Here is a 21825-nt window from a genome sequence, read left to right as displayed (position 1 = left end):
TACCGCCCCGGGTCGCGCCCTCTGTCGGGGCTGACACTTCTCCGCAGCCCCCGTACTTCCTGACGAACACTGCCGCCGCGGTGTTTTCCGTCGTCCTCCCCGCCCCCGGTGCCTCGCCGGCGCATGCCGCCGTGCCATCCGGGGTGTCGTCCGATCCAGCCGGAGCCCACCGTGAGTGAACCCCCTGGCGCTACCGTCACGCTTCCCGAGACGTCCACCGCCGATGAACCGTCAAAGCCCCTCACCGCTCAGCGAGTTCTGCCGCTGCGGCGCCCCGGACGCTGGATCGCGACCGCGGTCGTACTCGTCCTGGTCGCCCAGTTCGTGCACGGACTGGTCACCAATCCCTTCTACCAGTGGGACCGCTGGAACTATTGGTTTCTACGCCCCACCATCCTCGACGGCCTGGCGATCACCCTCGAAGTCGCCGCCTACAGTGCGGTGTTGGGTCTTGCCGGCGGGATCGTGCTCGCATTGGGCCGCCTCTCGAAGAACCCGGTGCTGCGCGCGGTCAGCTGGACGTACGTCTGGGCGCTGCGCTCCGTCCCGCTCATCGTGGTGCTGATCTTCCTCTACAACTTCAGCGCCCTGTACAAGACGTTGAGCGTCGGCATTCCCTTCGGGCCGGCCTTCTTCTCCTTCGACGAGTCGAGACTCGGCACCGACATGGTCGTGGCCGTCATCGGCCTCAGCCTCAACGAGGCCGCCTACGCGGCCGAGGTGGTCCGCGGCGGCATCCTCTCCGTCGACCAGGGCCAGCACGAAGCGGCCGCGGCACTCGGGCTGCCCAAGAGCTACCAGTTCCGGAGAATCGTCTTCCCGCAGGCGCTGCGCTCGATCGTCCCGAACTACGTCAACCAGCTCATCGGCCTGATCAAGGGCACCTCGCTGGTCTTCTACGTGTCCCTGCTCGACCTGTTCGGCTCCGCGCAGACGATGGGCGCCACCTATCCCGGCGACATCGTGCCGCTGCTGCTGGTTGTCACCGCCTGGTACCTGATCCTGACCAGCGTCGTCTCCGTCATCCAGTTCTACGTCGAGCGGCACTACGCCCGCGGTGCCACCCGCGGCCTGCCGCCGACGCCTCTGCAGACGTTCCGCACCGGCCTATCCGACCTGCGGGACCGCATCCGCCGGGAGGCCGCCGTATGACCGCCGAGACGCTCGAGACCGTGGCGGACGTCGCGGCCGCCACCGTCGAGGTCCACGACGTGCACAAGTGGTACGGCACCCACCGGGTACTGGACGGCATCGACCTGACCGTCCGCCCCGGCGAGGTCACCGTCATCCTGGGCCCCTCCGGCTCCGGCAAGTCCACCCTGCTGCGGGTCATCAACCACCTGGAGAAGCCCGAGATCGGCTACGTCAGTGTCAACGGCGAGCTGATCGGTGTGAAGCGGCAGGGCGAGCGGCTCAAGGAGATCAGCGAGCGGGCCATCCTCGCCCAGCGCGGCCGGATCGGCTTCGTCTTCCAGAACTTCAACCTCTTCCCGCACCTGACCGTACTCGACAACGTGGCCATCGCCCCGGTCGCCACCGGAAGGCTCGGCAGGCCCGAGGCGCGGCAGCTGGCCAAGACGCTCCTCGAACGGGTCGGCCTCGGTGAGCGCGTCGGCGCCTACCCGAGGCAACTGTCCGGCGGCCAGCAGCAGCGCGTGGCCATCGCCCGCGCCCTCGCCCTGCGGCCCGGCGTCATCCTCTTCGACGAGCCCACTTCCGCCCTCGACCCCGAACTGGTCGGTGAGGTCCTCGCCGTCATCAAGGACCTGGCGACCAGCGGCACCACCCTCGTCATCGTCACCCACGAGATCGGCTTCGCCCGCGAGATCGCCGACCGGGTCGTCTTCATCGACGGCGGCAAGATCATCGAGCAGGGTCCACCCTCCGAGGTCCTCGACAGGCCGAGGCAAGAGCGGACCAGGGACTTCCTCAGCAAGGTCCTCTGACTCGCCACATCCCCTACGACACCCCAACCCCCGCACGCCACCCTCATCAACTTCAGCGACAAGGAACGGCCATGGCCACGCACTTCACCCGACGCAGATTGACAAGCGGCATCACTGCGGCGACCGCCGTCGCCTCCCTGGCCGGCGGGCTCGCCGCCTGCGGTGGCAACAGCGACGCGGCCACCACCACCGACAGTGCCAAGTCCGGCGAGGTCGTCATCGGACGTGTCTCCAACGGCGCCGCCACCCAGACCACCATCAAGGTCTCCGAGGTCACATCCATCAGTGCCGAGCTGCCCGCCGCCGTCAAGAAGAGCGGCAGGCTGGAGATCGGCATCGGTGCCCTGCCCTCCGGTTTCCCGCCGCTGGCGTACGTCGGCGACGACCAGAAGACACTCACCGGCTCCGAGCCCGACCTCGGCCGCCTGGTTGCCGCGGTGTTCGGGCTCAAGGCCGAGGTCAAGAACTCCACCTGGGAGAACCTCTTCGTCGGCATCGACAGTGGCAAGGTCGACGTGGCCTTCTCCAACGTCACCGACACCGAGGAGCGCAAGAAGAAGTACGAGTTCGCCTCCTACCGGCAGGACAACCTCGCCTTCATCGTGCCCAAGAAGAGCACCTGGAACTTCGACGGCAACTACGCGAACCTCGACGGCAAGACGATCGCCGTCGCCTCCGGCACCAACCAGGAGAGAATCCTCTTGGAGTGGAAGGACAAGCTGGCCAAGGAGGGCAAGAAGCTCACCGTCAAGTATTTTCAGGACAGCCCCAGCACCTACCTCGCCCTGAACAGTGGCAAGATCGACGCCTCCTTCGGTCCCAACCCCGGCTTCGCCTACCACAACCGTCAGGTGGCCGGCACGCCCAACGCCACCCGCACCGCCGGCACCTACTCCGGTGCGGGCGCGAGCCTGCAGGGCCTGATCGCGGCAACGGCCAAGAAGGACAGCGGACTCGCCAAGCCGCTCGCTGACGCGATCAACTACCTGATCAAGAACGGTCAGTACGCAGAGTGGCTCAAGGCGTACGACCTCGCCAACGAAGCCGCCGCCAAGTCCGAGGTCAACCCGCCGGGCCTGCCGCTCGACAACTCCTGACCACCGTCTGCCGGGGACTCCGCCGCTGCCCCAGGATGGATTCCCCGCTCGCCGGACATACCGAGCCGCACCCCGGAGACCGCCACACCATGTCCGTCACCGCCCTCGACGCCAAGTCCTCGCACATCCTGGACAACCCCGCCTGGGCCGCGCTCACCGGCCCCCACGCCCACTTCGCCGAACGAATCGGTCACGCCGCCCGCTATCACCAAGACGTCGCTCCCTTCCATGCCGTCTCCGACGAGGACGACCCTCGTGCCTGGGACGACCTCGCCGCGCTCGTCGGCCCTGGCGGCACCGCCCCGGTACGGGGCGTCACCGAGGCGCCGGAGGGCTGGAAGGTGGTGCGCACCGGATACGGCGTCCAGCTCGTGGACACCGGCCTGCGGGCGGAGCCCGACTCCGAGACCGTACGGCTTGGCCTCGAGGACGTGCCCGAGATCCTCGACCTGGTCGCCCGCACGGTACCCGGGCCCTATCTGCTCCGCACCGTCGAGATGGGCACCTATCTGGGCATCCGCCACCGCGGCCGCTTGATCGCCTTGGCCGGCGAACGGCTCCATCCACCCGGCTGGACCGAGATCAGCGCCGTGTGCACCGACCCGGCGTATCGCGGTAGGGGTTTGGCCACCCGCCTGGTCCGCGCCGTCGCGGCCGGCATCAAGGACCGTGGCGAGCGGCCCTTCCTGCATGCCAGGGCCGACAACGCGAACGCGATCCGGCTGTATGAATCGATCGGATTCACCCTGCGCCGCCGTACCGCCTTCTCACTCGTACGGCAGACCGCAGCCGCTGTCCTGGAAGAAACGGCATAGCCGTGCCGTTGTCCTTGTCGAAGGCGATGACTTGGAGGTGGTTCTCGTGACACCTGTACCGCGTGCCGTGCTCCTCCACGGCCGGCCCCACATCGACCTCCAGCGCGTGGCCGGCGCCCTCTGTTGCTCCTGACCCCGTTTCCCCAGCGCCGTGCGCCCCGATTCCCGCGGGCCGGCGATCTCGTACGGACCTCCAGGAAGGCACCCCCGTGTCCGCAAATCCTGCTTCCCCTCTGCACCTTGCCGTCGCACTGGACGGCACCGGCTGGCACCCCGCCTCCTGGCGCGAGAAAGTCGCCCGTCCCCGGGACCTGTTCACCGCCGGATACTGGGCCGACCAGGTCACCGAGGCCGAGCGCGGCCTGCTCGACTTCGTGACCCTGGAGGACGGACTCGGTCTCCAGTCCTCGCACTACGGCGAGCTCGACGGCCGCACCGACCAGGTACGCGGCCGCCTGGACGCCGTGCTGACCGCGGCCCGTATCGCGCCCCTCACCCGGCACATCGGCCTGGTACCGACCGCGATCGTCACCCACACGGAGCCGTTCCACCTCTCCAAGGCGATCGCCACCCTTGACTACGTGAGCAGCGGCCGCGCCGGTCTCCGGGTCCAGATCTCCGCCCGCCCGCACGAAGCCGACCACTTCGGACGCCGCACCTTCCCACCGATCAGTCTGGAGGAGCTGCAGAGCCCGGACGGACAGGAGCGTCTCACCGGGCTGTTCGACGAGGCCGCCGACTACATCGAGGTGGTGCGCCGGCTGTGGGACAGCTGGGAGGACGACGCGGAGATCCGGGACGTCTCCACCGGCCGCTTCGTCGACCGCGACAAGCTGCACTACATCGACTTCGAGGGCAAGCACTTCAGCGTCAAGGGCCCGTCCATCACCCCGCGCCCGCCGCAGGGTCAGCCGCTGGTCACCGCCCTCGCCCATCAGACCGTCCCGTACCGGCTGGTCGCCCGGCAGGCCGACATCGGCTACGTCACCCCGCACGACGCCGACCAGGCCCGCGCGATCGTCTCGGAGATCCGTGCCGAGCAGACGGCGGCCGGGCGGTCCGGCGAACTCCTGCACGTCTTCGGTGACTTGGTGGTCTTCCTCGACGACGACCAGGGCGCCGCCGAAGACCGGCGGGCACGGCTGGATGCTCTCGCCGGCGAGGCGTACACGAGTGACGCACGCATCTTCACCGGCACGCCCACCCAACTCGCCGATGTGCTTCATGAGTTGGGCGAAGCCGGCTTGAGCGGCTTCCGATTGCGCCCCGCGGTCGCAGGCCACGACCTGCCCGCCATCACCCGGGGCCTGGTCCCCGAGCTCCAGCGCCGGGGCGCCTTCCGCACCGCCTACGAAGCCGACACCCTGCGCGGCCTGCTGGGCCTGCACCGTCCCGCCAACCGCTACGCCGCAGCCGCCACCGCCTGAAGCGAAGGACCGCACCCACCATGAGCAAGCCCCTGAAGCAGATTCATCTGGCCGCGCACTTCCCGGGCGTCAACAACACGACTGTGTGGAGCGACCCGAAGGCCGGCAGCCACATCGAGTTCAGCTCCTTCGTGCACTTCGCGCGGACCGCCGAACGCGCCAAGTTCGACTTCCTGTTCCTCGCCGAGGGCCTGCGCCTGCGCGAGCAGGGCGGGAAGATCTACGACCTGGATGTCGTCGGACGGCCCGACACCTTCACGATCCTCACCGCCCTCGCCGCCGTCACCGAACACCTGGGTCTGACCGGCACCATCAACTCCACCTTCAACGAGCCCTACGAGGTGGCCCGCCAGTTCGCCAGCCTCGACCACCTCTCCGGCGGACGAGCCGCCTGGAACGTCGTCACCTCCTGGGACGCCTTCACCGGCGAGAACTTCCGCCGCGGCGGCTTCCTGCCACAGGAGGAGCGCTACTCCCGTGCCAAGGAATTCCTCGCCACCGCGAACGAACTCTTCGACTCCTGGCACGGCGACGAGATCGTCGCCGACCAGGCGGCCGGTGCGTTCCTGCGCGACACGAAGGCCGGCTCCTTCGTCCATCATGGGCAACACTTCGACATCCACGGCCAGTTCGATGTCCCACGCTCCCCGCAGGGCCGCCCGGTGATCTTCCAGGCCGGCGACTCCGACGAAGGCCGCGAGTTCGCCGCCTCCAGCGCCGACGCCATCTTCAGCCGGTACGCCACCCTGGAGGGAGGACGGGCCTTCTACAGGGATGTCAAGCAGCGCCTCGCCAAATACGGCCGCCGCCACGACGAACTGCTCATCCTGCCCGCCGCGAGCTTCGTCCTCGCCGACACGGACGAAGAGGCCGGGGAACTGGCCAAGGACGTGCGCCGCCTGCAGGTCAGCGGGGCCACCGCCATCAAGCACCTGGAGTTCGTCTGGAACCGGGACCTGTCCTCCTACGATCCCGAAGGTCCACTGCCCGACGTCGACCCGGATGTCAGCGCCGACCACATCTCCCAGGGCCGCGCCCAGGCCCGCATGTACCGCGACCCGATCGCCACTGCCCGCGAGTGGCGTGAGCTGGCCGCCGCCCACAACTGGTCCATCCGCGACCTGGTCATCGAGACGGGCAACCGCCAGAACTTCATCGGTTCGCCTGCGACCGTCGCCCACACCATCAACGAGTACGTCCAGGCCGACGCGAGTGACGGCTTCATCCTCGTCCCGCACATCACCCCCACCGGCCTGGACGACTTCGCCGACAAGGTCGTACCGCTCCTGCAGGAACGGGGTGTCTTCCGCACCGACTACGAGGGCCCGACCCTCCGCCACAACCTGGGCCTCGCCCTCCCTGACGATCTGCGGCGCGAGGAGCGGGTGGCGTCGTGAAATTCCTTGCCATCACACTCATCGTGCACCGCCCGGATCCCGTCACCGGAGTGCAGAAGCCGACCCACGCCCGTTTCCGCGAGGTCCTCGACAACGCCCTGTTCGCAGAGGAGTTGGGCTTCGACGGCTTCGGCGTGGGGGAGCGCCACGAGCGGCCGTTCATCTCCTCCTCACCGACCGTCGTACTGAGCCATGTGGCTGCCCTGACGAAGCGCATCCGCCTGTTCACTGCCGTCACCACGCTCAGCCTGCTGGACCCGGTCCGGGCGTACGAGGACTACGCCACCCTCGACCACCTGTCCAACGGGCGCCTCGACCTGATCATCGGCAAGGGCAACGGCGCTGCTCAGCGGGACCTGTTCCACGTCACGCCCGAGGACCAGTGGGACCGCAACGCCGAGAGCTACGAGGTCTTCCGAAAGATCTGGCGGCAGGACAAGGTCACGGCCGACACCCGCTTTCGTCCCCCGCTGACCGACGCCGAGGTGTGGCCGCGTCCGTATCAGCAGCCGGCCCGGGTCTGGCACGGCAGTGCGACCAGCAAGGAGTCCGTCGACCTGGCCGCCCGCTACGGCGACCCGCTCTTCTCCGCCAACGTCACCAACCCCATAGAGCCATATGCCGAGTTGATCCGCTACTACCGCGAGCGGTGGGAGCACTACGGGCACGACCCGGCGCAGATCGCCGTCGGCGCAGGCACCGCGGGCATCTACGTCGCCCCCACCTCGCAGGAGGCGCTGGCAGCCTATCGGCCGGTCTTCGAGTCCAACCTGGCGTTCTTCAAGAAGGCCGGCCTGCCGGTCGTCTTCGAGACCTTGGAGGACTTCGCCGAACACAGCTCCGCTCTGATCGGCAGCCCGCAACAGGTCATCGACAAGGTGCACCGGTACCACGAACAGTTCGGGCACACCGTGCTCCACCTGCACGCCGACGCCGGCGGGCTGACGGAGTCCCAGCACCGTGCTTCGCTCGAGCTGTTCCAGTCGAAGGCTGCCCCCGTACTGCGGCGCGAGATCCCGGACCCGCCGTTCGTGTGGGGACCCGTGCTTGCGGCGCCACCGCTCACCCAGGAGTCCGTCCATGTCTGATACGGCCCTCGGCGTGCTCGACCTGGTCCCGATCCCCTCCGGTTCGACGGCAGCCGATGCCCTGCGCAACTCCATCGACCTCGCACAGCAGGCCGAGCGCTTCGGATATGCCCGCTACTGGTTCGCCGAGCACCACCTCAATCCAGGTGTGGCCGGAACATCACCCGCGGTCGTCCTGGCCCTGACAGCATCCGCCACCTCCACCATCCGGCTCGGTTCCGGGGCCGTACAGCTCGGGCACCGCACAGCGCTGTCCACGGTGGAGGAGTTCGGCCTGCTCGACGCGCTGCACCCGGGCCGCTTCGATCTGGGCCTGGGCCGCTCGGGCGGCCGTCCGCCGGGACAGCTCGCCGCACCGCTGCCGACAGCGACCCCGGTCGTCGACGGCCGCACCCCGAACGGCGTGTTGATCCCGCCCCGCTTCTCCTTCGAGCATCTGCTCGGGTCACCCCGCATCGCGCTGCAGCGCAAGCTGCTCATGCTGCCGGGCGCCGAATCACAGGACTACGCCGAGCAGGTCGACGACATCCTCGCCCTGCTCGCCGGCACCTACCGCTCTCCGGAGGGCGTCGAGGCCCGCGTCGTGCCGGGGGAAGGTGCCGACGTAGAGGTATGGATCCTGGGTAGCAGCGGGGGGCAGAGTGCCGCTGTCGCGGGCCGCAACGGTCTGCGGTTCGCGGCGAACTACCACGTCAGCCCGGCGACGGTCCTGGAGGCGGTGGAAGGTTACCGGTCCTCCTTCCAGCCTTCCGAGTTCCGGGACAAGCCGTACATCAGCGTCTCGGCGGACGTCGTCGTCGCCGAGAATGACGACGCCGCCCGCGTACTCGCCACTGGATACGGCCCGTGGGTCCGCAGCATCCGCACAGCCGAGGGCGCCATCGAGTACCCGACGCCGGAGGAAGCACGCGCGCACCCATGGACGGACGAGGACCGGGCCCTCGTCCAGGACCGCCTCGACACCCAGTTCGTCGGCTCGCCGGGCCGGGTGGCCGACCAGTTGGAACAGCTCCAGGAGGCGACGGGCGCGGACGAGTTGCTCATCACGACGATCACCCACGACCACAAGGACCGGGTCCGCTCGTACGAACTCCTCGCGGGGGAATGGCGCCGACGGGATCACTCCTTCCAACGGAGCTGAAACTCGGGGGAACCTCATCGGCCGGCATCAGGCGACCGCTTCGGCGCGGTCCGCGGCCTCCCCGACGTCGGCCCCGGAGTCGGCCCCGGCGTCGAGGTGCTCGAACGCCGGACGTACGCGACGACTCGGCCGAGCCGGGCGGTTGCACGGTCGCCCGGCCTACCCGTCAGCCCGATGCCAGGCCGCGGTGGAGCGGAGCCAGTGACTGTTGTGGGCTCTGTCCCGCGGTATCGATGACGACGCGCTCGCGGATCCAAGGCTCGCGCTCCCGCTCCCGGGAGATGACCTGCTGCCAGTCCTGCAGTGGGAGGCCTGGAGTGTCGGTCGACCGCGAGGTCACGCGGCGTCGGTGCTCCGCCCGATCGGAGCACACCACCTCCACCTCGACGACACGCAAGCGCGCCTCGACGGCCGTTCTCCGCCAGGCGTCACGCGTCACACCCGGCGGATTGACCGATTCCGCGATCACGGTCAGCTCCTGCCGCAAATGCCCCCCGGCCAGGGCATATCCAACGACATAGCCCACGGGACCAACCGGATGCCGGGCCACCCCGGAACGGACGATCGCCTGCGCGATGGTGTCGACCCGCAGGTGCTTGTCCATCTCCGCGCCGTCGGTGGAGTGCGAGAAGGGCCCAGTCCGGCCGCGGAGCAGCCGGTGCAGGAAACGCTACAGCCGGAGCGCATCAGACCAGCGGCTCGGCCAGGATGCTGTCCGCGTCCCCCGCATCCACGGCCGCCAGCCGAGAAGGCTCCACGCCGACCCGCGCCTGATTCCCACGTCAGCACCACATCCCGGCCGTGCCGAAGCCGTCGCGAGCCGTCGCCCCCGAATGCCTGCGACGGAGCACCCCGGGGAGACGCATGTGCGCCATACCCCCGACAGCCCTGCCGACCTTCCGGAACAGGATCGGTTGTGACGCGCGCAGCGGCTACTACGCCGCGCCGAGGCGCTACCGACTTCACCCTCTTCTCGCCCGGCGCCGGCAAGGTGGCCCACCACTACGGCGACACCCGAACCAGCCTGGACTGGTCCCACGTCACCAACGACAAGACGAACTCGTCAACGTAGGCATCGAGGCTGCTTTCCAAGAAAGCGGGCCGGATATCGACGTGGATGTCGCTGACAATGGCGACTTTCAAGCCGGCCGCCTTGACCGCTGCGAGTGTGGGTTCGACATCGGAGGCAAGGGCGTTTCCGCGTGCATCGGACAGTGCCGTGTACATCTCGTCGGCCAGGACCGCGTCCGCTCCTGCGGCGTCGATCCACCGGTCGTAGCTGTCACGGTGTGCTGCGGCCGACAGGTCCGCTCCAGCCCAAACCTCCACGACGTGAGGGAGCTTGCCGGCTACGCTCAGGGCTGCGCTGATCCGCCCGCGCTTCCACATCGGACGAGTCGCGCTCGAGTTGCCGCAATGAGCGTCGGATCCACGAAGCACCCCTGGATGTCGTCTGGGCAGAACCCCACTTGGGGGCGGTGAGTGTTCCAACCCAGTCGAACAGAGCGGCCTTGAAGAGGGACATGTCTCCTCCGTGATCGTGGAGTTCACGATCGCTGGCGGGATGTCACCCGCCGATGGCCGTATTCCTCTCGCGAAGTCGCCTACAGCACACCGGTAATGATCTTGATTGAGGGAATGAGTGCTACGGACAAGGTCCGCGACATCGCCTGACAACGCCGAAGTAATCGTCGCCGCGGTCGCCGGCTCCCCGCATCCGCGTCACTCGCGGCAGCGGAACCGGTGACGGGGTTGTCCAGGTGTGTCCGTCAGCCCGAGCGCGACGCCATAGAACGCGATGCTGTCCTCCGGACCGTTGCGGAACCGTTTGATCACGCGCTGGACGGGCCAGATGATCGAACCGTCCGGCAGGTGGAGGGCGATGTTCATCTCGGCAGTCGGGCCGTCGCCGTCCGCCCCCCATGTACCGCCGCGGGTGCGTCGGACGGTCTCGCCGACGTAGGTGCCCAGAGCGAACAGTCTTGGCCCCACCTCTGTTGCGAGGAGTCCGCCGGCCAACGCAACCCCACGGTCGCTGTGCTCCACCATGAACCGCTCGACGTCTCGGAGGCTTCCGGGGGTGAAGTCGGCAGTGTATCCCGAGCTGTTGAGGGCGCAGGCGATCCACCGGGCGCTGGTCAGGATGTCGTCGAGGAGTGAGGTCATCACGCGCTCACCCGATCTTCGCGCTGCCGCAGACAAAGACGGTGTCCCGTAGAAGTCCCGGCGTGATGCGCACACCCGTCAGGTGGTCGGCAAGGGCGAATGCTGCCCCCGTGGCCAGGCATTCCGCGGTGTCGGAGGCCTCGTCCCAGAACTGGAAGCCGCTCTGGTGCATGGCGTCCAGAAGTTCGTCAGGAGTGGTTCCCCATCGGTGGTCGGGCAGCCCAGGCTCGAACGTCAGGCGCTTGACGCCGTCTTGGGCCCAGAGGAAACCGCTGATGCCGTTGATGTCGGCGAAATGCGAGACCCAGCGTGTTCCTGCGGATGTCGGCAGAGCGTTCTCTTCGGTGGCGCCGAGACAGCCCATGGGCTCAATCAGCAAAGTCCAGTCGCCAACGGTGGTCATGGCCATGAATCGCCGAGCGCGGTCGGAACGCGCCCAGAGGTCGACAGCCGCGTCGACTATCGCCGCCGTCCCCGTACGGGAGAGTTCGACCTGACCTCCAAGACGGGCCAGGAGCTCTGACGGCGACACCTGGTACACCAGAGTGAAGCAATACGCCTCCGCGAGGTCAGGGAAAAGCTTTTCGAGCCACACGTAATCGGCAGCAGTCGCAGTCATGGTCGAGATACTCGCCCACACCACTGACATCGGCCGGAACCATCCCTCATCTCATCGCGGCTCCGTCGGCAGCTCCGGGAATCTCCAGGTCAGAGGAGTGAACGAGAGATCGTTTCGGCAGAGTATGCCCCGGCAGGGTGAGCAAGACGGCACATACGTCAGCACCAGGACGGCTGGCGACCCGCCAGGCAAGGTGCTGCTTCCCTGCGCCCCGGGGGCCGGCACGGGCCGGATATCGTTCCACGACATGAAGATCGTGATCTGGTCCTTCCTCACGCTGGCTCTCATCGTCGGCGCCATCGGTGGCGTGCTCAGCGCCGCAAATGGACACGACACCCCAGGTATCGTCCGCGCCCTGGCCGCCAGTGCGTGGTTCTCCTGGGGAGCCTGGGGCAGTTGGAAGCGAGCATCACGTCCCCGGGCCCCGAAATTCTCCCCCGCTCGTGGACCGCGCCAGAGACTTTGGCGGCGACCATGATCCCCTCCCGCCCCGCACTGTCGTGGCATCCTCGGGTGCCATGTGATGTGCGTCCCAGGAAGGAGGATGGCTGACAGCACGAAGTCGGATTGTCACGCGGCCCAGACAGTACTTGCCCGAACAGCCGGTCATGCCCGGGCAGAAACCGGCTGGTCCAGCGGCTCCCTCCTCATCGATCTGCACCGGCCGCGAGAGGAAAGCCGTGCAGCGCGGTCCCTTCTTCCCTCCCGCCTGCCGGCGGGCTCGTGCGCCCGTGGGCCAGTCGGCTGCGCAGGTCGGTTCCGCGCTGGAGAAGGGCAGCGGAGTCGGCCACGAGGTGCGTCTTCCATAGGACTTGACCGGCCGATGACGTGACAGAGGCAGAGGGAGACAGCAGCCCTGCCTGTGCTGAGAGGTTACAGAGGCGCCAGCTCCACCCTTCCTGTGAATCGGCCACCCACTTGGCCGGCCAGCCAATGGACGCGGTCGATCTGGTCGCCGTTCCGGTTCCGCACGTGCACGTGGACGGTGTGGTCCTGCGACGGCTCATCCTGGTAGAGGTCCCGGGAGTTCACGGTCAGCGTGAGGTACGCGTACTTCTGCGAGATCGCCTCCAGTCCCGCTTCGGGAACCGCAGGCCATGCGTCCAGATCCCACCGAACTGCCGCGGAATCCGGCCCCAGGGCAGCGATGAAGGGCTCAGCGCGGTCCACCGGACGACACCAGTCGAACACTCGGATCGGCAGGCAGTCCGCAGGATCGTCGCCGGACTTCGACGAACCGTGCTCCTCGCCGGCCGACGCCCACCACTCGAGCCTGGGCAACACATGGCGTACGTGCGCCAGGACATCCTGCGACCTGATCACGGCTTCGAAGTCGACCTCGCCCTGCTCGATGTCTGCCAAGGCCACCAAAGTACGCACCGCACGTATCGCTTCAGACAGATCGCTGGTTGTGAGGACAGCAGCCGCAGCGGAGTTACTCATCCCCGAACCATAGGACGGCACTCCCAGAGTGTGCCGCGCGGGATCCACTACGCCGACGGCCACTGTTTCAACTGATCCTCCGATGAGGAAAAACGCCAGCTTTTCGAGGACGCTCCGACTCCCGAGAGCGGTCGCGCGCTCGACGTCTGCTGCGGCACCGGAGAACCTCGCTCCTCGCAACCAGCCTCAAATAGGCTCTCCATGATGGTTGTTCAGTGGGCTGCTGGTCGGCGACGGCAGGAGGTGTTCGCACCTACAGGCAGGTAGTCGGGAATTCAAGTACTTACATTTCTTCTGCAGAGGTGGTCGGATTCAGTCGATCACTGACTCTGGAGGGAATGTGCTGCACCCATTTGCCCGAAGATCTGCAGCGTCCGTCGCCGCAGTTCTTGTTGCCACACTGGCGACCCCAACGACGGCCCACGGCGCCACTCCTTTACGGCCGCCGCACGCCACGCCGGGCGAACACAGCAGTGCGCGGCGCGCGCCCGTCACGCTGACGCTGATCACCGGTGACAAGGTGACGGCAACTCAGGAACCGGATGGAACGGTGTCCGTCGACGATGTCACGCGTGCGCCGGGAGCCGAGGGATCGGTACGCGTTGCCATCGAGGGCCGGGACACCTTCGTGTACCCCGACAGCACCCTGCCCTACGTGGCGACCGGGCGGCTCGACAAACAGCTCTTCAACATCACCCAGTTGATGGCCCAGGGGTACGATGACGCCCACAAGAGCGCGCTCCCTTTGATCATCACTCGCTCTCCAGCCCTCTCCGCTCTCAAGAGCGGTGCCTCCGACGACGCGCTGCCGCCCAACTCGGCGCTGCCCGGGGCGAAGACCACGCTGGGCCTTCCGTCCGTCCACGGTGAGGCCGTCGAGACCCGGCGGTCGAAGGCCTCCGCGTTCTGGTCCGCCCTGACCCGCACCGACGGGATGGACCTCTCGCGGTCCACGGCAAGTGTCGGTACAAGCCGGAACGAGGTGACGGGTCCTTCCTTCGCAGCCGGTGTCGACAAGGTGTGGCTCGATGGCAAGGCGCAGGCGGACTTGGCGGACACCACGGCGCAGATCGGCGCCCCCAAGGCTTGGAAAGCAGGGGGCACCGGCGCAGGTGTTCGCGTCGCGGTACTCGATTCCGGAGCGGACACCACTCATCCGGATCTGGCCGGCCGCATCGTGGAGTCCCGCAGTTTCGTCGCGGGGGAGGGCGTCATCGACCGCAACGGACATGGGACGCACACCGCGTCCACCGTAGCCGGAACCGGCGCCGCCTCTGACGGAAAGGAACGGGGAGTCGCACCTGGCGCTGATCTGATCGTGGGCAAGGTTCTCGGTGACAACGGCTCCGGTCCGATATCCGGGATCATCGCGGGCATGGAGTGGGCGGCGCGGACCGAGCATGCCAAGGTGATCAACATGAGCCTGGGTACGCCCGCGTGGCACACCCAGGACGATCCTCTGAGCCAGGCGGTCAACCAACTGAGTGCGGAGACGGGCGCGCTCTTCGTCATCGCCGCGGGTAACGCGGGCAACAGCCCGTACAGCGTCAGTGCGCCGGGAACCGCGGACGCCGCTTTGACCGTAGGCGCGGTGGACGCCTCCGACCGCCTCGCCGACTTCTCCAGCGCCGGGCCGAGGATGAACGACGACGCCCTCAAGCCCGACTTGACCGCTCCGGGCGTGGACGTCCTGGCCGCGCGATCGCAGCAGATGAGCTGGGGCGAGGGCTATTACCGCTCGGACAGCGGCACGTCGATGGCTGCGCCACATGTCACGGGGGCGGCGGTGCTTTTGGCGCAGAAGCATCCGACGTGGACCGGGCAGCGCATCAAGGACGCCTTGATGAGCACCAGCGTCCTGACCCCGGACTACAGTCCCTACCAGGCCGGTGCCGGCCGGCTGGACGTGGGCGCCGCTTACCTCCAGGACCAGGTCGTCGCGACAGGGTCGGTGGACGCGGGGCTCGTCCCCTGGCCGAGCGGCCGTAAGCCGAAGCCGGTCACACGGCAAATCGTCTACACCAACACGACCGCCCGCCCGATCACGTTGGATCTCTCGGTTGATCGCGGCGGATCGCCCGCGGGGGTGTTCGCCCTGGCGGTCGACCATGTCACGGTGCCGGCGCGCGGAACCTCGTCGGTCGGGCTCGTGGCCGACCCGAAGAGCCTGGCGGCGGGTCAGTATGCCGCCCAGGTCGTCGCCCGCTCCGCAGTCGGCGCCGTGCACACTGCCGTGGGCCTGTCCGTCGAATCCGAGAAGTACGCTCTGACAGTCCGCCTGAAGGACCGGGCGGGCAAGCCCGTCAGCGGTGAGGTCGAGATCACCGGCGCCGACGGGAGGACCACCGTCATGTGGGTCCCGGACGGCACACTCACCAGCCGCTGGGCACCCGGCTCCTACACCGTCGTGTCCACACTGGACGTGGAAGGCCGCCACGGCCCGCACTCCCTGGGCTTCGCGGTCCTCACCGTTCCTGAACTCGAGCTGACATCGGACACGGACGTCGACCTGGACGCCTCGCGCATACGCCAGGTCAAGGTGGCCACTCCCAAGCCTTCGTCCGTCACCACCAGCAGAATCGACCTCTACCGCTCCTTCACCTCCAGCGAGCCCACGCCCGCCGACGGACAGGCACTGCACGAGATCCTCATGCCCTCCGCCGCTTACGACAGCCTGTGGGCCCTTCCCACCAAGGGGAAGGTGACCAAGGGCAGTTTTGTCTTCACCACCCGGATCCGTGCCAAGCAGACTCCGCTGGAGATCACCTACAGCGGGCACGAACTCGACGACACGCTGCTGGTGCAGCCAGGATCCGCTCACTTCCACGACGGCAGTACGCGCGTCGACGCAGTCTTCGCCGGAAGTGGTGCACCCGCCGACTACTCGGGCCTCAACGCCGCTGGCAGAGCGGTGATCGTCCGCAGTACGGCAAGTGTGTCCCCGGCGGACCAGGTGGCCGCGGCGCACGCCGCGTCGGCGGCCATGCTCCTGGTCGTCAACGACGGCGACGGGCGAAGGAACGACTGGTACGGCGACCCGGACGAGAAGACGACCGGGCCCCTCCCGGTCGCGTCGGTCACCAGGGACGACGGCGAGGCACTCATCAGGGCCATCGGGGCCGCGGGCAAGACCAGAGTCAAGTTGGCAGTCGAGGCCCATCCGGCGCCGGAGTACTTGTACGACCTGGCCGATTACCACCAGGGAGGGGTGCCGGCGGACCCGTCCGCGGCAACGGATCCCGGCAGCCTTGCCCGCATCGACAACACCTTCGCTCCGCCCGCCGGCAAGCAGATCCTCGAAAGCCGGGAGGACAGCCCGTCGTACGAGTACTGGCCGGCCGCCTACCCGTACTCCGTGTACGGCGGGACGCGTGTTCCCCCGTTCCCGAGAGAGCCCGTCACCCCCGGGCACCGCACCGACTGGGTCTCCGCCGGGAACGGCGTCAAGTGGCAGCAGTACGCGACCATCGACGGATGGTCGACCTTCACCGACATCGCGAGTCACCCGCCGCGCAGCGTGCAGAACGAACACTGGTTCGGCCCCATCACCCGCCCGCGCATGCTCAGCTTCGAGGTGCCGCACCGTGTCGGCAACGCCATGGGCGGAACCCTCGCGGGCTTCGGCGACGGAGGGTCCGCACACAGCGGTGACACCGGCCTGATGTCCCGGAGCTTCTCCCTCTACCAGGGTGACCGACTCCTGATGCGGAACGGCCCGCGACCCGACTTCGGTGTCGGCGACCTGGCCTCACAGAAGCTCCCCTACCGACTGGTCGCCGACACGAAGGGCAACACAGACCTCACCCCCTACTCCACCACCACGCACACCGAGTGGAGGTTCATCTCCGGCGACGTAGAGGATCAGGCCATCCCGCTGGTCCAACTCGACTACGGAACCGATCTGGACCTCGCCGGGCGCGCAGAGCGCGCGTCAGGTTTCTCGGTCAGGCCCGTAGTCGTCGGCAGCGACGCCGCTCAGGACGTGGTCACCTCGGTCGAGCTGGAGGTCTCCTACGACGACGGCGCGTCCTGGCACCGGCAGGCCCTGAAGGAGGACAAGGGCAACTGGCGGACGCAGCTCCACGCGCCGGTCCGCGCGAGCTACGTATCCCTCCGGGTCACCGTGGGGCAGCGCAACGGCGGCGGCATCAGCCAGACCATCCGCCGCGCCTTCGGACTCAAGTAGTCCTCACGAGTGGCCGGAGCCCACGCCTCTGACGGCAGCGGACTCCGGCCACTGTGGCCTGGCCGCAGCGTGGTACCCGACGACGTGTGCGGCGACGGCGTGGCCCACGACGCCACCACGACCACCCGCACCTTCACCGTGACCATGAACCCGAGGTCGACCACCAGGACAACACCACGGCCGGAACCTGGAAGGTGCAAGCCAGTGCGAGCGGCAACGACTGGGACTACGTCAGCAAGGACGTTGCCGCCACGGTGCAGGTCAAGCGTTACGCCAAGCTGACGGTCAACGCCTCGCAGGAGCCGGTCAAGAAGGGCAAGACCCTCACCGTCGGAAGCCACCTGACCCGCGCTACGTCGGCCAGCCGGTGAAATTGCGCTTCCGCAAGAAGGGCACCAGCGGCCGGTGTTCCGTGGCGGGACGTCCCCGTCGGGTTACGGGCCGTGGGTCCTACGAAACCGACGAGCGCGAGCAACTGTGCGCATCCCGGATGCAGTTGGTCGACGGCATACCCAGAACCCTCGTGGAGGCGGGAGACCGGACGAGGACCAGGTGCTCGACGACTCCGCCGCCGAGGAGCGCGGGCGCGCGAGCCCGCTGGCCTTGACCAGTGAAGAACCAGGTCAACAAGATCAGTGGCGTCAGCGCCAGTGCCGTCCCGTCGCCTGGCTCCGTCGCGGGCCCGTTCGTCGAGAGAGTCGCGCAGGACAACGTCGATCTACCGGTCATAGCCGAGCAGTTGGCGGCTTGGGTTCCCGTTTCCTGACGTTCGGCGTCATGGGGTCCGGGGCTGGACGAGGTCCGGAGGGCGAATGCCGACTCCCGGCCGTTCGCCTGAGGCCGTGTTCGAAGGCGCTCGCCGGATGTGGCGCGGTGAGTGTGGGCCGCCGAGGGTCGCTGCTGCCGAGGCTGTCGGCCGGCAGCGCGTGTGCCGGTCGATGACGGCGTGCACGCGGCGGCGGACGGGCAGGATGGGAACATGAGAAAAAGAACCTCCGCCGGATCCCAGCCGGACTCGCTGGGATCCGTGCTGTCTCTGTGGTCGAAGGACTCCATCCTGTCCATCGGTTCAGTGGGATCCGTGCTGTCCATCGGCTCCGTCGGTTCCGCTCTTTCAGTCGGGTCGATCGGAAGTTCCCTGTCCGTCGGTTCGATCGGATCATCACTGTCTCTGCTCTCGGCCGGATCGTGGCTGAGTACGGGATCGGTGCTCTCAGCTCAGTCGAAGTGGTCCGTGCTGTCTTGGCGCTCCACCCGGGCGTTCCTGTCCGTGGGGGCCGCTGCCTGCCTCGTCGGAGCGACCGTCGTGCACATCAGGGAATCCAAGGGTGCGGGCGACGTCGCGGCGTGAGCGACACTGTGGGGAGATCGGGCTGCCGTCGAGCACGGCTGCACTCGAACGCAGAGCGCGAACCGGCCCGGGACTGGGCCCGTCAGCGCTCCCGGGCGGCGGGCGGTCAGGTCATGAGGTTGCCGGATCTTCCGTCGGGCCGCACAGCCTTCGTGGGCTCGGCTGAAGGTGCAGCGAGCCGAACGAGTCGGGCGTCGTCGCGGTGGGCGGGTCAACGGACCGATACTCCGGGGGACTGATTCCGCGGCACGCAGAGGTAGACGTTCCTCATGTAGCCGCCGTACGACGGAAGATGGGCCCGCCCAGACGTTGACGTGGGGTTCCCGGTCGGAGAGATCCGCTGAGGTGGCGGAGCCGATACCCGCGCAAGGTGCCCACCTCTCCTTCGTATGCCACCTCACGCGGCCCCATCGAGACCGAAGCAGCCCGCCCTCCGCCTTCGATGCAGCAGCCGGCGAGGAAGACGTACCCACCCGAACCCGGCGTGTGCGGGCGAGGCCCACCGCAGCCGGCCGAACGAATCGGCGATGACCCGCACGTCCATGCCGTGCTTCTTTTGCTTGCCACGGTAATGGGGCCGGTCGGCGGCGATCCGCTCGATCGGCAGGAGTGTCCCGTCGAGCAACGTACGCCTTCGCTGATGTAGCGATGGGCCGTGCTCGTTCCGACCTCGAAACCTGCTGCGAGTTGGGCGTACGTGGCCCCAATACGCGGATGCGGCGGCGCCAGCCAAGCTCGACGGCCGGCAGAGGGCCGGCGCCTGTGGCTTCCCACCCGACGACGGTGTTCATGCGGGCGGGCGGCAAGGAAGGACAGGGAAGTGACTGGACACGTCCGTGGTCCTTGTTCTTCGAGACCGAACCTCTCCGGCAGGGGTCAGAGGCACGGATGGCCGGCCGCCGTGACCCAGTGCGTTGCTCGGCCATGCCGGCCAAGCAACGCACTGCTGCGCGGCATGCGTCGTCATCATGCGAGGGAAAGCGGTCCGGGCGCGTCGTCTACTTCACGGCGACGTAGTCTCCGGTCGAAGACTTCGCTCCGGAGGTGGAGTTCCCGTAGTACGTCCAGCGCCAGGTTCCCGGCTTGGTGGCCTTCACCGTGGTCTTGAGTGACCCGGTGCTGCTCGACGTCGTCTTCTTGACGGTCGTGTACGAGGAGGCGCCCGACGCCTTGAACTGCAGGCTCACCGTGCGGCCGCCGTACCCCTGGTACGTGTGGGTGTCCCAGTTCGCCCGTTCCACCCGCCCGGTGACGGTGATCGTTTTGCCTGCCGCCACCGGCTCCGGCGAGGCGTTGACGGTGACAGTGGTCGCCCGCTTGACCTGCAACGGAAGGTTCTTGTCGTCGGTGTCGTAGGCGTCACCGGCAAGAAAGACCCGCGCGGCCGTCTTCCAGGTACCGGCGTACGCGTTCCCGAAGTCGGAGTACCGCGGGTCGATGTACAGCCACTCCTCGAAGTCGCAGACACCCTTGGCCTTGTCCACCACCTGGCAGTCGGAAGTGATGACGGAACTGTGCAGCGTGTCCCCCGAGTCCGGCTTACCCCGGTAGGGGAACACGGTCGGCCCGTAGTCGTACTTGAGCTTGGTCGTCATCCGGAAGGACGCGGGCACGACGACCTCCTTGGTGGTTCCGATGACAATCGGCTTCCCGCTGTTCACCGTGACTCGACTGAAGGAGACCCCTCCCTCCGCCGCCCCGGCCGGCACTGCCGTCACCCCGGTGAACACGGCCACCGCTCCCGCGGCCACCGCCGTGCTCCTCATCGCCCAGCCCATCGTCGTCTTCTCCATCTACAAGCCGTCCTCTCCGCGCACCCCCGACGGGACGTATGCGCACCGGCCAGAGGATCATCCTCAGCGGCCAACTGTCGGACAGCGGAGAGCCCTACGCGGTTGTACGCGGTGCGGCAACGGTTTGATCACCACGGCACCGCCCCGACCCGGCTCTTGAGGACCTGGTCGGTGGTGGTGGAGATGGTCTGCCGGGTGATCTCGGCGCCATGGACCTCGGCCAGGTGTGCCCGGACCTCGCCGGTGGTCAGGCCCTTCGCGGCCAGCGAGATCGCCATCTGGTCGACGCCTGTCAGGCGCTTGTGCCTCTTGACGATCTTCGGCTCGAACGAGCCGTCCCGGTCACGAGGCACCGCAATCCCTTCACCGAGGAATTCGGGAGCGCGGCCGCCAACCGTGGGCCGGCGACCGCCGCGTGATCGTCCGCATCGACCGCGCCTGGCTCCTCGACCTCGCGCACCGCCACATCCCCGGAGACCCGGACGTCTCCGATTTCGGCACACTCGCGGCCGCGGCCGCACGGCACGCCGACACGGTCATGGACACGCTCGTCTACGCCGAGTCCCACCACCGGGCAGCGGCGCTCATGCACCAGCTCCTCCGCTGCCCGGCCCTCGACCACTCCAACGAATTGTTCAGCGCGGTCGTCGCCGCCTCCTACCTCTCGGTCAGCGGCGAGATCCTGGACGTCCAGCCCAAGCAGGCCGCCGGTCTTGCGACCCGTGTCAGTCGCGACGGTCTGGACGTGCGAAGCATCGCCTCCGAGATCAAGACGTGGATCGCCCACTGAGCCGAGGCAGCACCCTCACGGCCTGACCCCAACCACGGTCGTCCTCCGCCGCGGGTGCGCCAGGCCAGGGTGAGTCAGGGCAGGGTGAGTCCGGGGCCGTGCGCAGCCGTCCGGAGCGGAGTGGGTCGACGGCCACGCGCGGCTGGAAGCGTCCCGGGGTGGACAGGACACCGCTACGGATGCTGGCACACGGGACGGACCACCAGCTTGCGACGCCCGGCACCGACCTCCGTACCGAACGACGATGCACGGCGTGCCTGTCGCTGGCCGGCAGCCCGGAGAATTGCTCGCTGCCCGTGACGGGCTCGCGGGGAGAGCAGCAGCCTGGTGCGGATTCACCAGCCCACAGGACTTCCTCCCGTGTCCCTGGCAGCCCCGTCACGGGCAGCCAGTACGGGAGCCGACGCGCGACCAGAGACAGGCCGGGCCCGAGTGCGCTGGCCACCGCCTCCTGGCCGGCGTGCGCGGCGAGGGACGCCCGCGACCGCGTCCAGCACGTCCTCGGGCATCCCGCCGACGGTACGGGCCCGGTGGACGGCTTACTCCAGCAGGCAGCCCGGCGCCCG

19 protein-coding genes and 2 pseudogenes are annotated in these 21825 nt (G+C 68.1%); 13 read left to right on the top strand and 8 right to left on the bottom strand.

All coding sequences use genetic code 11. The features are described 5' to 3' along the window. Window positions 1–171: 171 nt before the first annotated feature. The 9 genes from GFH48_RS01330 to GFH48_RS01295 all read left to right on the top strand — a co-directional run bounded on the left by GFH48_RS01330 (window position 172) and on the right by GFH48_RS01295 (window position 8911). Window positions 172–1152, top strand: coding sequence for an amino acid ABC transporter permease (locus GFH48_RS01330; RefSeq protein WP_153286457.1), 981 nt, complete (start codon window positions 172–174; stop codon window positions 1150–1152). Further along, window positions 1149–1946, top strand: a complete 798-nt coding sequence (locus GFH48_RS01325; protein ID WP_153286456.1) for an amino acid ABC transporter ATP-binding protein — start codon at window positions 1149–1151, stop codon at window positions 1944–1946. Before GFH48_RS01330 ends, GFH48_RS01325 begins: the two co-directional genes overlap by 4 nt. A 71-nt stretch (window positions 1947–2017) precedes the next feature. Further along, entirely contained in the window at window positions 2018–3043 is a 1026-nt protein-coding gene (locus GFH48_RS01320) for a transporter substrate-binding domain-containing protein (RefSeq protein WP_153286455.1), read from the top strand. Window positions 3044–3132: 89 nt separating this feature from the next. Next, the gene (locus GFH48_RS01315) at window positions 3133–3858 is read left to right on the top strand and encodes a GNAT family N-acetyltransferase (protein WP_153286454.1); all 726 of its coding nucleotides are present in this window, start codon (window positions 3133–3135) and stop codon (window positions 3856–3858) included. Then, complete coding sequence (locus GFH48_RS40030; protein WP_407698602.1) at window positions 3770–3991, top strand: putative leader peptide; 222 nt, start codon at window positions 3770–3772, stop codon at window positions 3989–3991. Before GFH48_RS01315 ends, GFH48_RS40030 begins: the two co-directional genes overlap by 89 nt. Before the next feature lie 76 nt (window positions 3992–4067). Next, on the top strand, window positions 4068–5285 hold the full coding sequence (locus GFH48_RS01310; protein WP_153286453.1) for an LLM class flavin-dependent oxidoreductase: 1218 nt from the start codon (window positions 4068–4070) through the stop codon (window positions 5283–5285). A 20-nt stretch (window positions 5286–5305) separates the two neighbouring features. Beyond that, window positions 5306–6682, top strand: coding sequence for an NtaA/DmoA family FMN-dependent monooxygenase (locus GFH48_RS01305; protein ID WP_153286452.1), 1377 nt, complete (start codon window positions 5306–5308; stop codon window positions 6680–6682). Beyond that, complete coding sequence (locus GFH48_RS01300; RefSeq protein ID WP_153286451.1) at window positions 6679–7770, top strand: LLM class flavin-dependent oxidoreductase; 1092 nt, start codon at window positions 6679–6681, stop codon at window positions 7768–7770. Before GFH48_RS01305 ends, GFH48_RS01300 begins: the two co-directional genes overlap by 4 nt. After that, window positions 7763–8911: an LLM class flavin-dependent oxidoreductase gene (locus GFH48_RS01295; protein ID WP_153286450.1), complete on the top strand. Its 1149-nt coding sequence runs from the start codon at window positions 7763–7765 to the stop codon at window positions 8909–8911. The genes GFH48_RS01300 and GFH48_RS01295 overlap by 8 nt, the downstream gene beginning before the upstream one ends. Window positions 8912–9077: 166 nt before the next feature. Here the strand turns inward: GFH48_RS01295 and GFH48_RS01290 are convergent, their stop codons facing one another. The 5 genes from GFH48_RS01290 to GFH48_RS01270 all read right to left on the bottom strand — a co-directional run bounded on the left by GFH48_RS01290 (window position 9078) and on the right by GFH48_RS01270 (window position 13139). After that, window positions 9078–9515 (bottom strand): AAA family ATPase, encoded by a 438-nt coding sequence (locus tag GFH48_RS01290; protein WP_228120246.1) that lies wholly within the window; start codon window positions 9513–9515, stop codon window positions 9078–9080. A 398-nt stretch (window positions 9516–9913) separates the two neighbouring features. Continuing rightward, window positions 9914–10240 carry a hypothetical protein gene (locus GFH48_RS01285; protein ID WP_153286449.1) on the bottom strand — a complete coding sequence of 109 codons (327 nt, stop codon included), beginning with the start codon at window positions 10238–10240 and terminating at the stop codon, window positions 9914–9916. Window positions 10241–10633: 393 nt separating this feature from the next. Next, entirely contained in the window at window positions 10634–11077 is a 444-nt protein-coding gene (locus tag GFH48_RS01280) for a hypothetical protein (protein ID WP_153286448.1), read from the bottom strand. A 7-nt stretch (window positions 11078–11084) separates the two neighbouring features. Next, entirely contained in the window at window positions 11085–11696 is a 612-nt protein-coding gene (locus GFH48_RS01275; protein ID WP_153286447.1) for a DUF6461 domain-containing protein, read from the bottom strand. A gap of 873 nt (window positions 11697–12569) precedes the next feature. Then, window positions 12570–13139: a hypothetical protein gene (locus tag GFH48_RS01270; protein WP_153286446.1), complete on the bottom strand. Its 570-nt coding sequence runs from the start codon at window positions 13137–13139 to the stop codon at window positions 12570–12572. A 550-nt stretch (window positions 13140–13689) separates the two neighbouring features. On the opposite strand from GFH48_RS01270, the gene GFH48_RS01265 reads away from it, so the two are divergent. From GFH48_RS01265 to GFH48_RS38875, 3 genes are all read left to right on the top strand, one after another. Then, entirely contained in the window at window positions 13690–17325 is a 3636-nt protein-coding gene (locus GFH48_RS01265) for a S8 family serine peptidase (RefSeq protein WP_228120244.1), read from the top strand. 86 nt (window positions 17326–17411) lie between these two features. Then, the gene (locus tag GFH48_RS01260; protein ID WP_153286444.1) at window positions 17412–17696 is read left to right on the top strand and encodes a hypothetical protein; all 285 of its coding nucleotides are present in this window, start codon (window positions 17412–17414) and stop codon (window positions 17694–17696) included. 608 nt (window positions 17697–18304) lie between these two features. Further along, window positions 18305–18676 (top strand): hypothetical protein, encoded by a 372-nt coding sequence (locus GFH48_RS38875; protein WP_228120242.1) that lies wholly within the window; start codon window positions 18305–18307, stop codon window positions 18674–18676. Window positions 18677–19154: 478 nt separating this feature from the next. Here GFH48_RS38875 and GFH48_RS38870 read toward each other — a convergent pair. The 3 genes and pseudogenes from GFH48_RS38870 to GFH48_RS01250 form a co-directional block, all read right to left on the bottom strand. Continuing rightward, window positions 19155–19549: pseudogene (locus tag GFH48_RS38870) on the bottom strand (transposase family protein); the annotation flags it as partial. A 125-nt stretch (window positions 19550–19674) separates the two neighbouring features. Next, window positions 19675–20469: a hypothetical protein gene (locus GFH48_RS01255; protein ID WP_153286443.1), complete on the bottom strand. Its 795-nt coding sequence runs from the start codon at window positions 20467–20469 to the stop codon at window positions 19675–19677. 155 nt (window positions 20470–20624) lie between these two features. Further along, window positions 20625–20828: pseudogene (locus GFH48_RS01250) on the bottom strand (transposase); the annotation flags it as partial. A gap of 56 nt (window positions 20829–20884) precedes the next feature. On the opposite strand from GFH48_RS01250, the gene GFH48_RS01245 reads away from it, so the two are divergent. Then, window positions 20885–21259, top strand: a complete 375-nt coding sequence (locus tag GFH48_RS01245; protein ID WP_153286442.1) for a fic family toxin-antitoxin system, toxin component — start codon at window positions 20885–20887, stop codon at window positions 21257–21259. The last annotated feature ends 566 nt before the right edge of the window (window positions 21260–21825 follow it).

This window comes from Streptomyces fagopyri, from assembly GCF_009498275.1.
In the GTDB taxonomy this organism is placed as follows: domain Bacteria; phylum Actinomycetota; class Actinomycetes; order Streptomycetales; family Streptomycetaceae; genus Streptomyces; species Streptomyces fagopyri.
The sequence above is the reverse complement of the archived record's forward strand: the minus strand, read 5'-3'. Positions and strand labels throughout refer to the sequence as shown.

What these genes read in the sequence shown, in the direction of transcription:
- GFH48_RS01325 (WP_153286456.1), top strand. Translation starts at nt 1,149, where the DNA reads ATGACCGCCGAGACGCTCGAGACCGTGGCGGACGTCGCGGCCGCCACC.
- GFH48_RS01320 (WP_153286455.1), top strand. Translation starts at nt 2,018, where the DNA reads ATGGCCACGCACTTCACCCGACGCAGATTGACAAGCGGCATCACTGCG.
- GFH48_RS01315 (WP_153286454.1), top strand. Translation starts at nt 3,133, where the DNA reads ATGTCCGTCACCGCCCTCGACGCCAAGTCCTCGCACATCCTGGACAAC.
- GFH48_RS40030 (WP_407698602.1), top strand. Translation starts at nt 3,770, where the DNA reads ATGAATCGATCGGATTCACCCTGCGCCGCCGTACCGCCTTCTCACTCG.
- GFH48_RS01305 (WP_153286452.1), top strand. Translation starts at nt 5,306, where the DNA reads ATGAGCAAGCCCCTGAAGCAGATTCATCTGGCCGCGCACTTCCCGGGC.
- GFH48_RS01295 (WP_153286450.1), top strand. Translation starts at nt 7,763, where the DNA reads ATGTCTGATACGGCCCTCGGCGTGCTCGACCTGGTCCCGATCCCCTCC.
- GFH48_RS01290 (WP_228120246.1), bottom strand. Translation starts at nt 9,515, where the DNA reads ATGGACAAGCACCTGCGGGTCGACACCATCGCGCAGGCGATCGTCCGT.
- GFH48_RS01280 (WP_153286448.1), bottom strand. Translation starts at nt 11,077, where the DNA reads ATGACCTCACTCCTCGACGACATCCTGACCAGCGCCCGGTGGATCGCC.
- GFH48_RS01275 (WP_153286447.1), bottom strand. Translation starts at nt 11,696, where the DNA reads ATGACTGCGACTGCTGCCGATTACGTGTGGCTCGAAAAGCTTTTCCCT.
- GFH48_RS01270 (WP_153286446.1), bottom strand. Translation starts at nt 13,139, where the DNA reads ATGAGTAACTCCGCTGCGGCTGCTGTCCTCACAACCAGCGATCTGTCT.
- GFH48_RS38875 (WP_228120242.1), top strand. Translation starts at nt 18,305, where the DNA reads ATGAGAAAAAGAACCTCCGCCGGATCCCAGCCGGACTCGCTGGGATCC.
- GFH48_RS01255 (WP_153286443.1), bottom strand. Translation starts at nt 20,469, where the DNA reads ATGGAGAAGACGACGATGGGCTGGGCGATGAGGAGCACGGCGGTGGCC.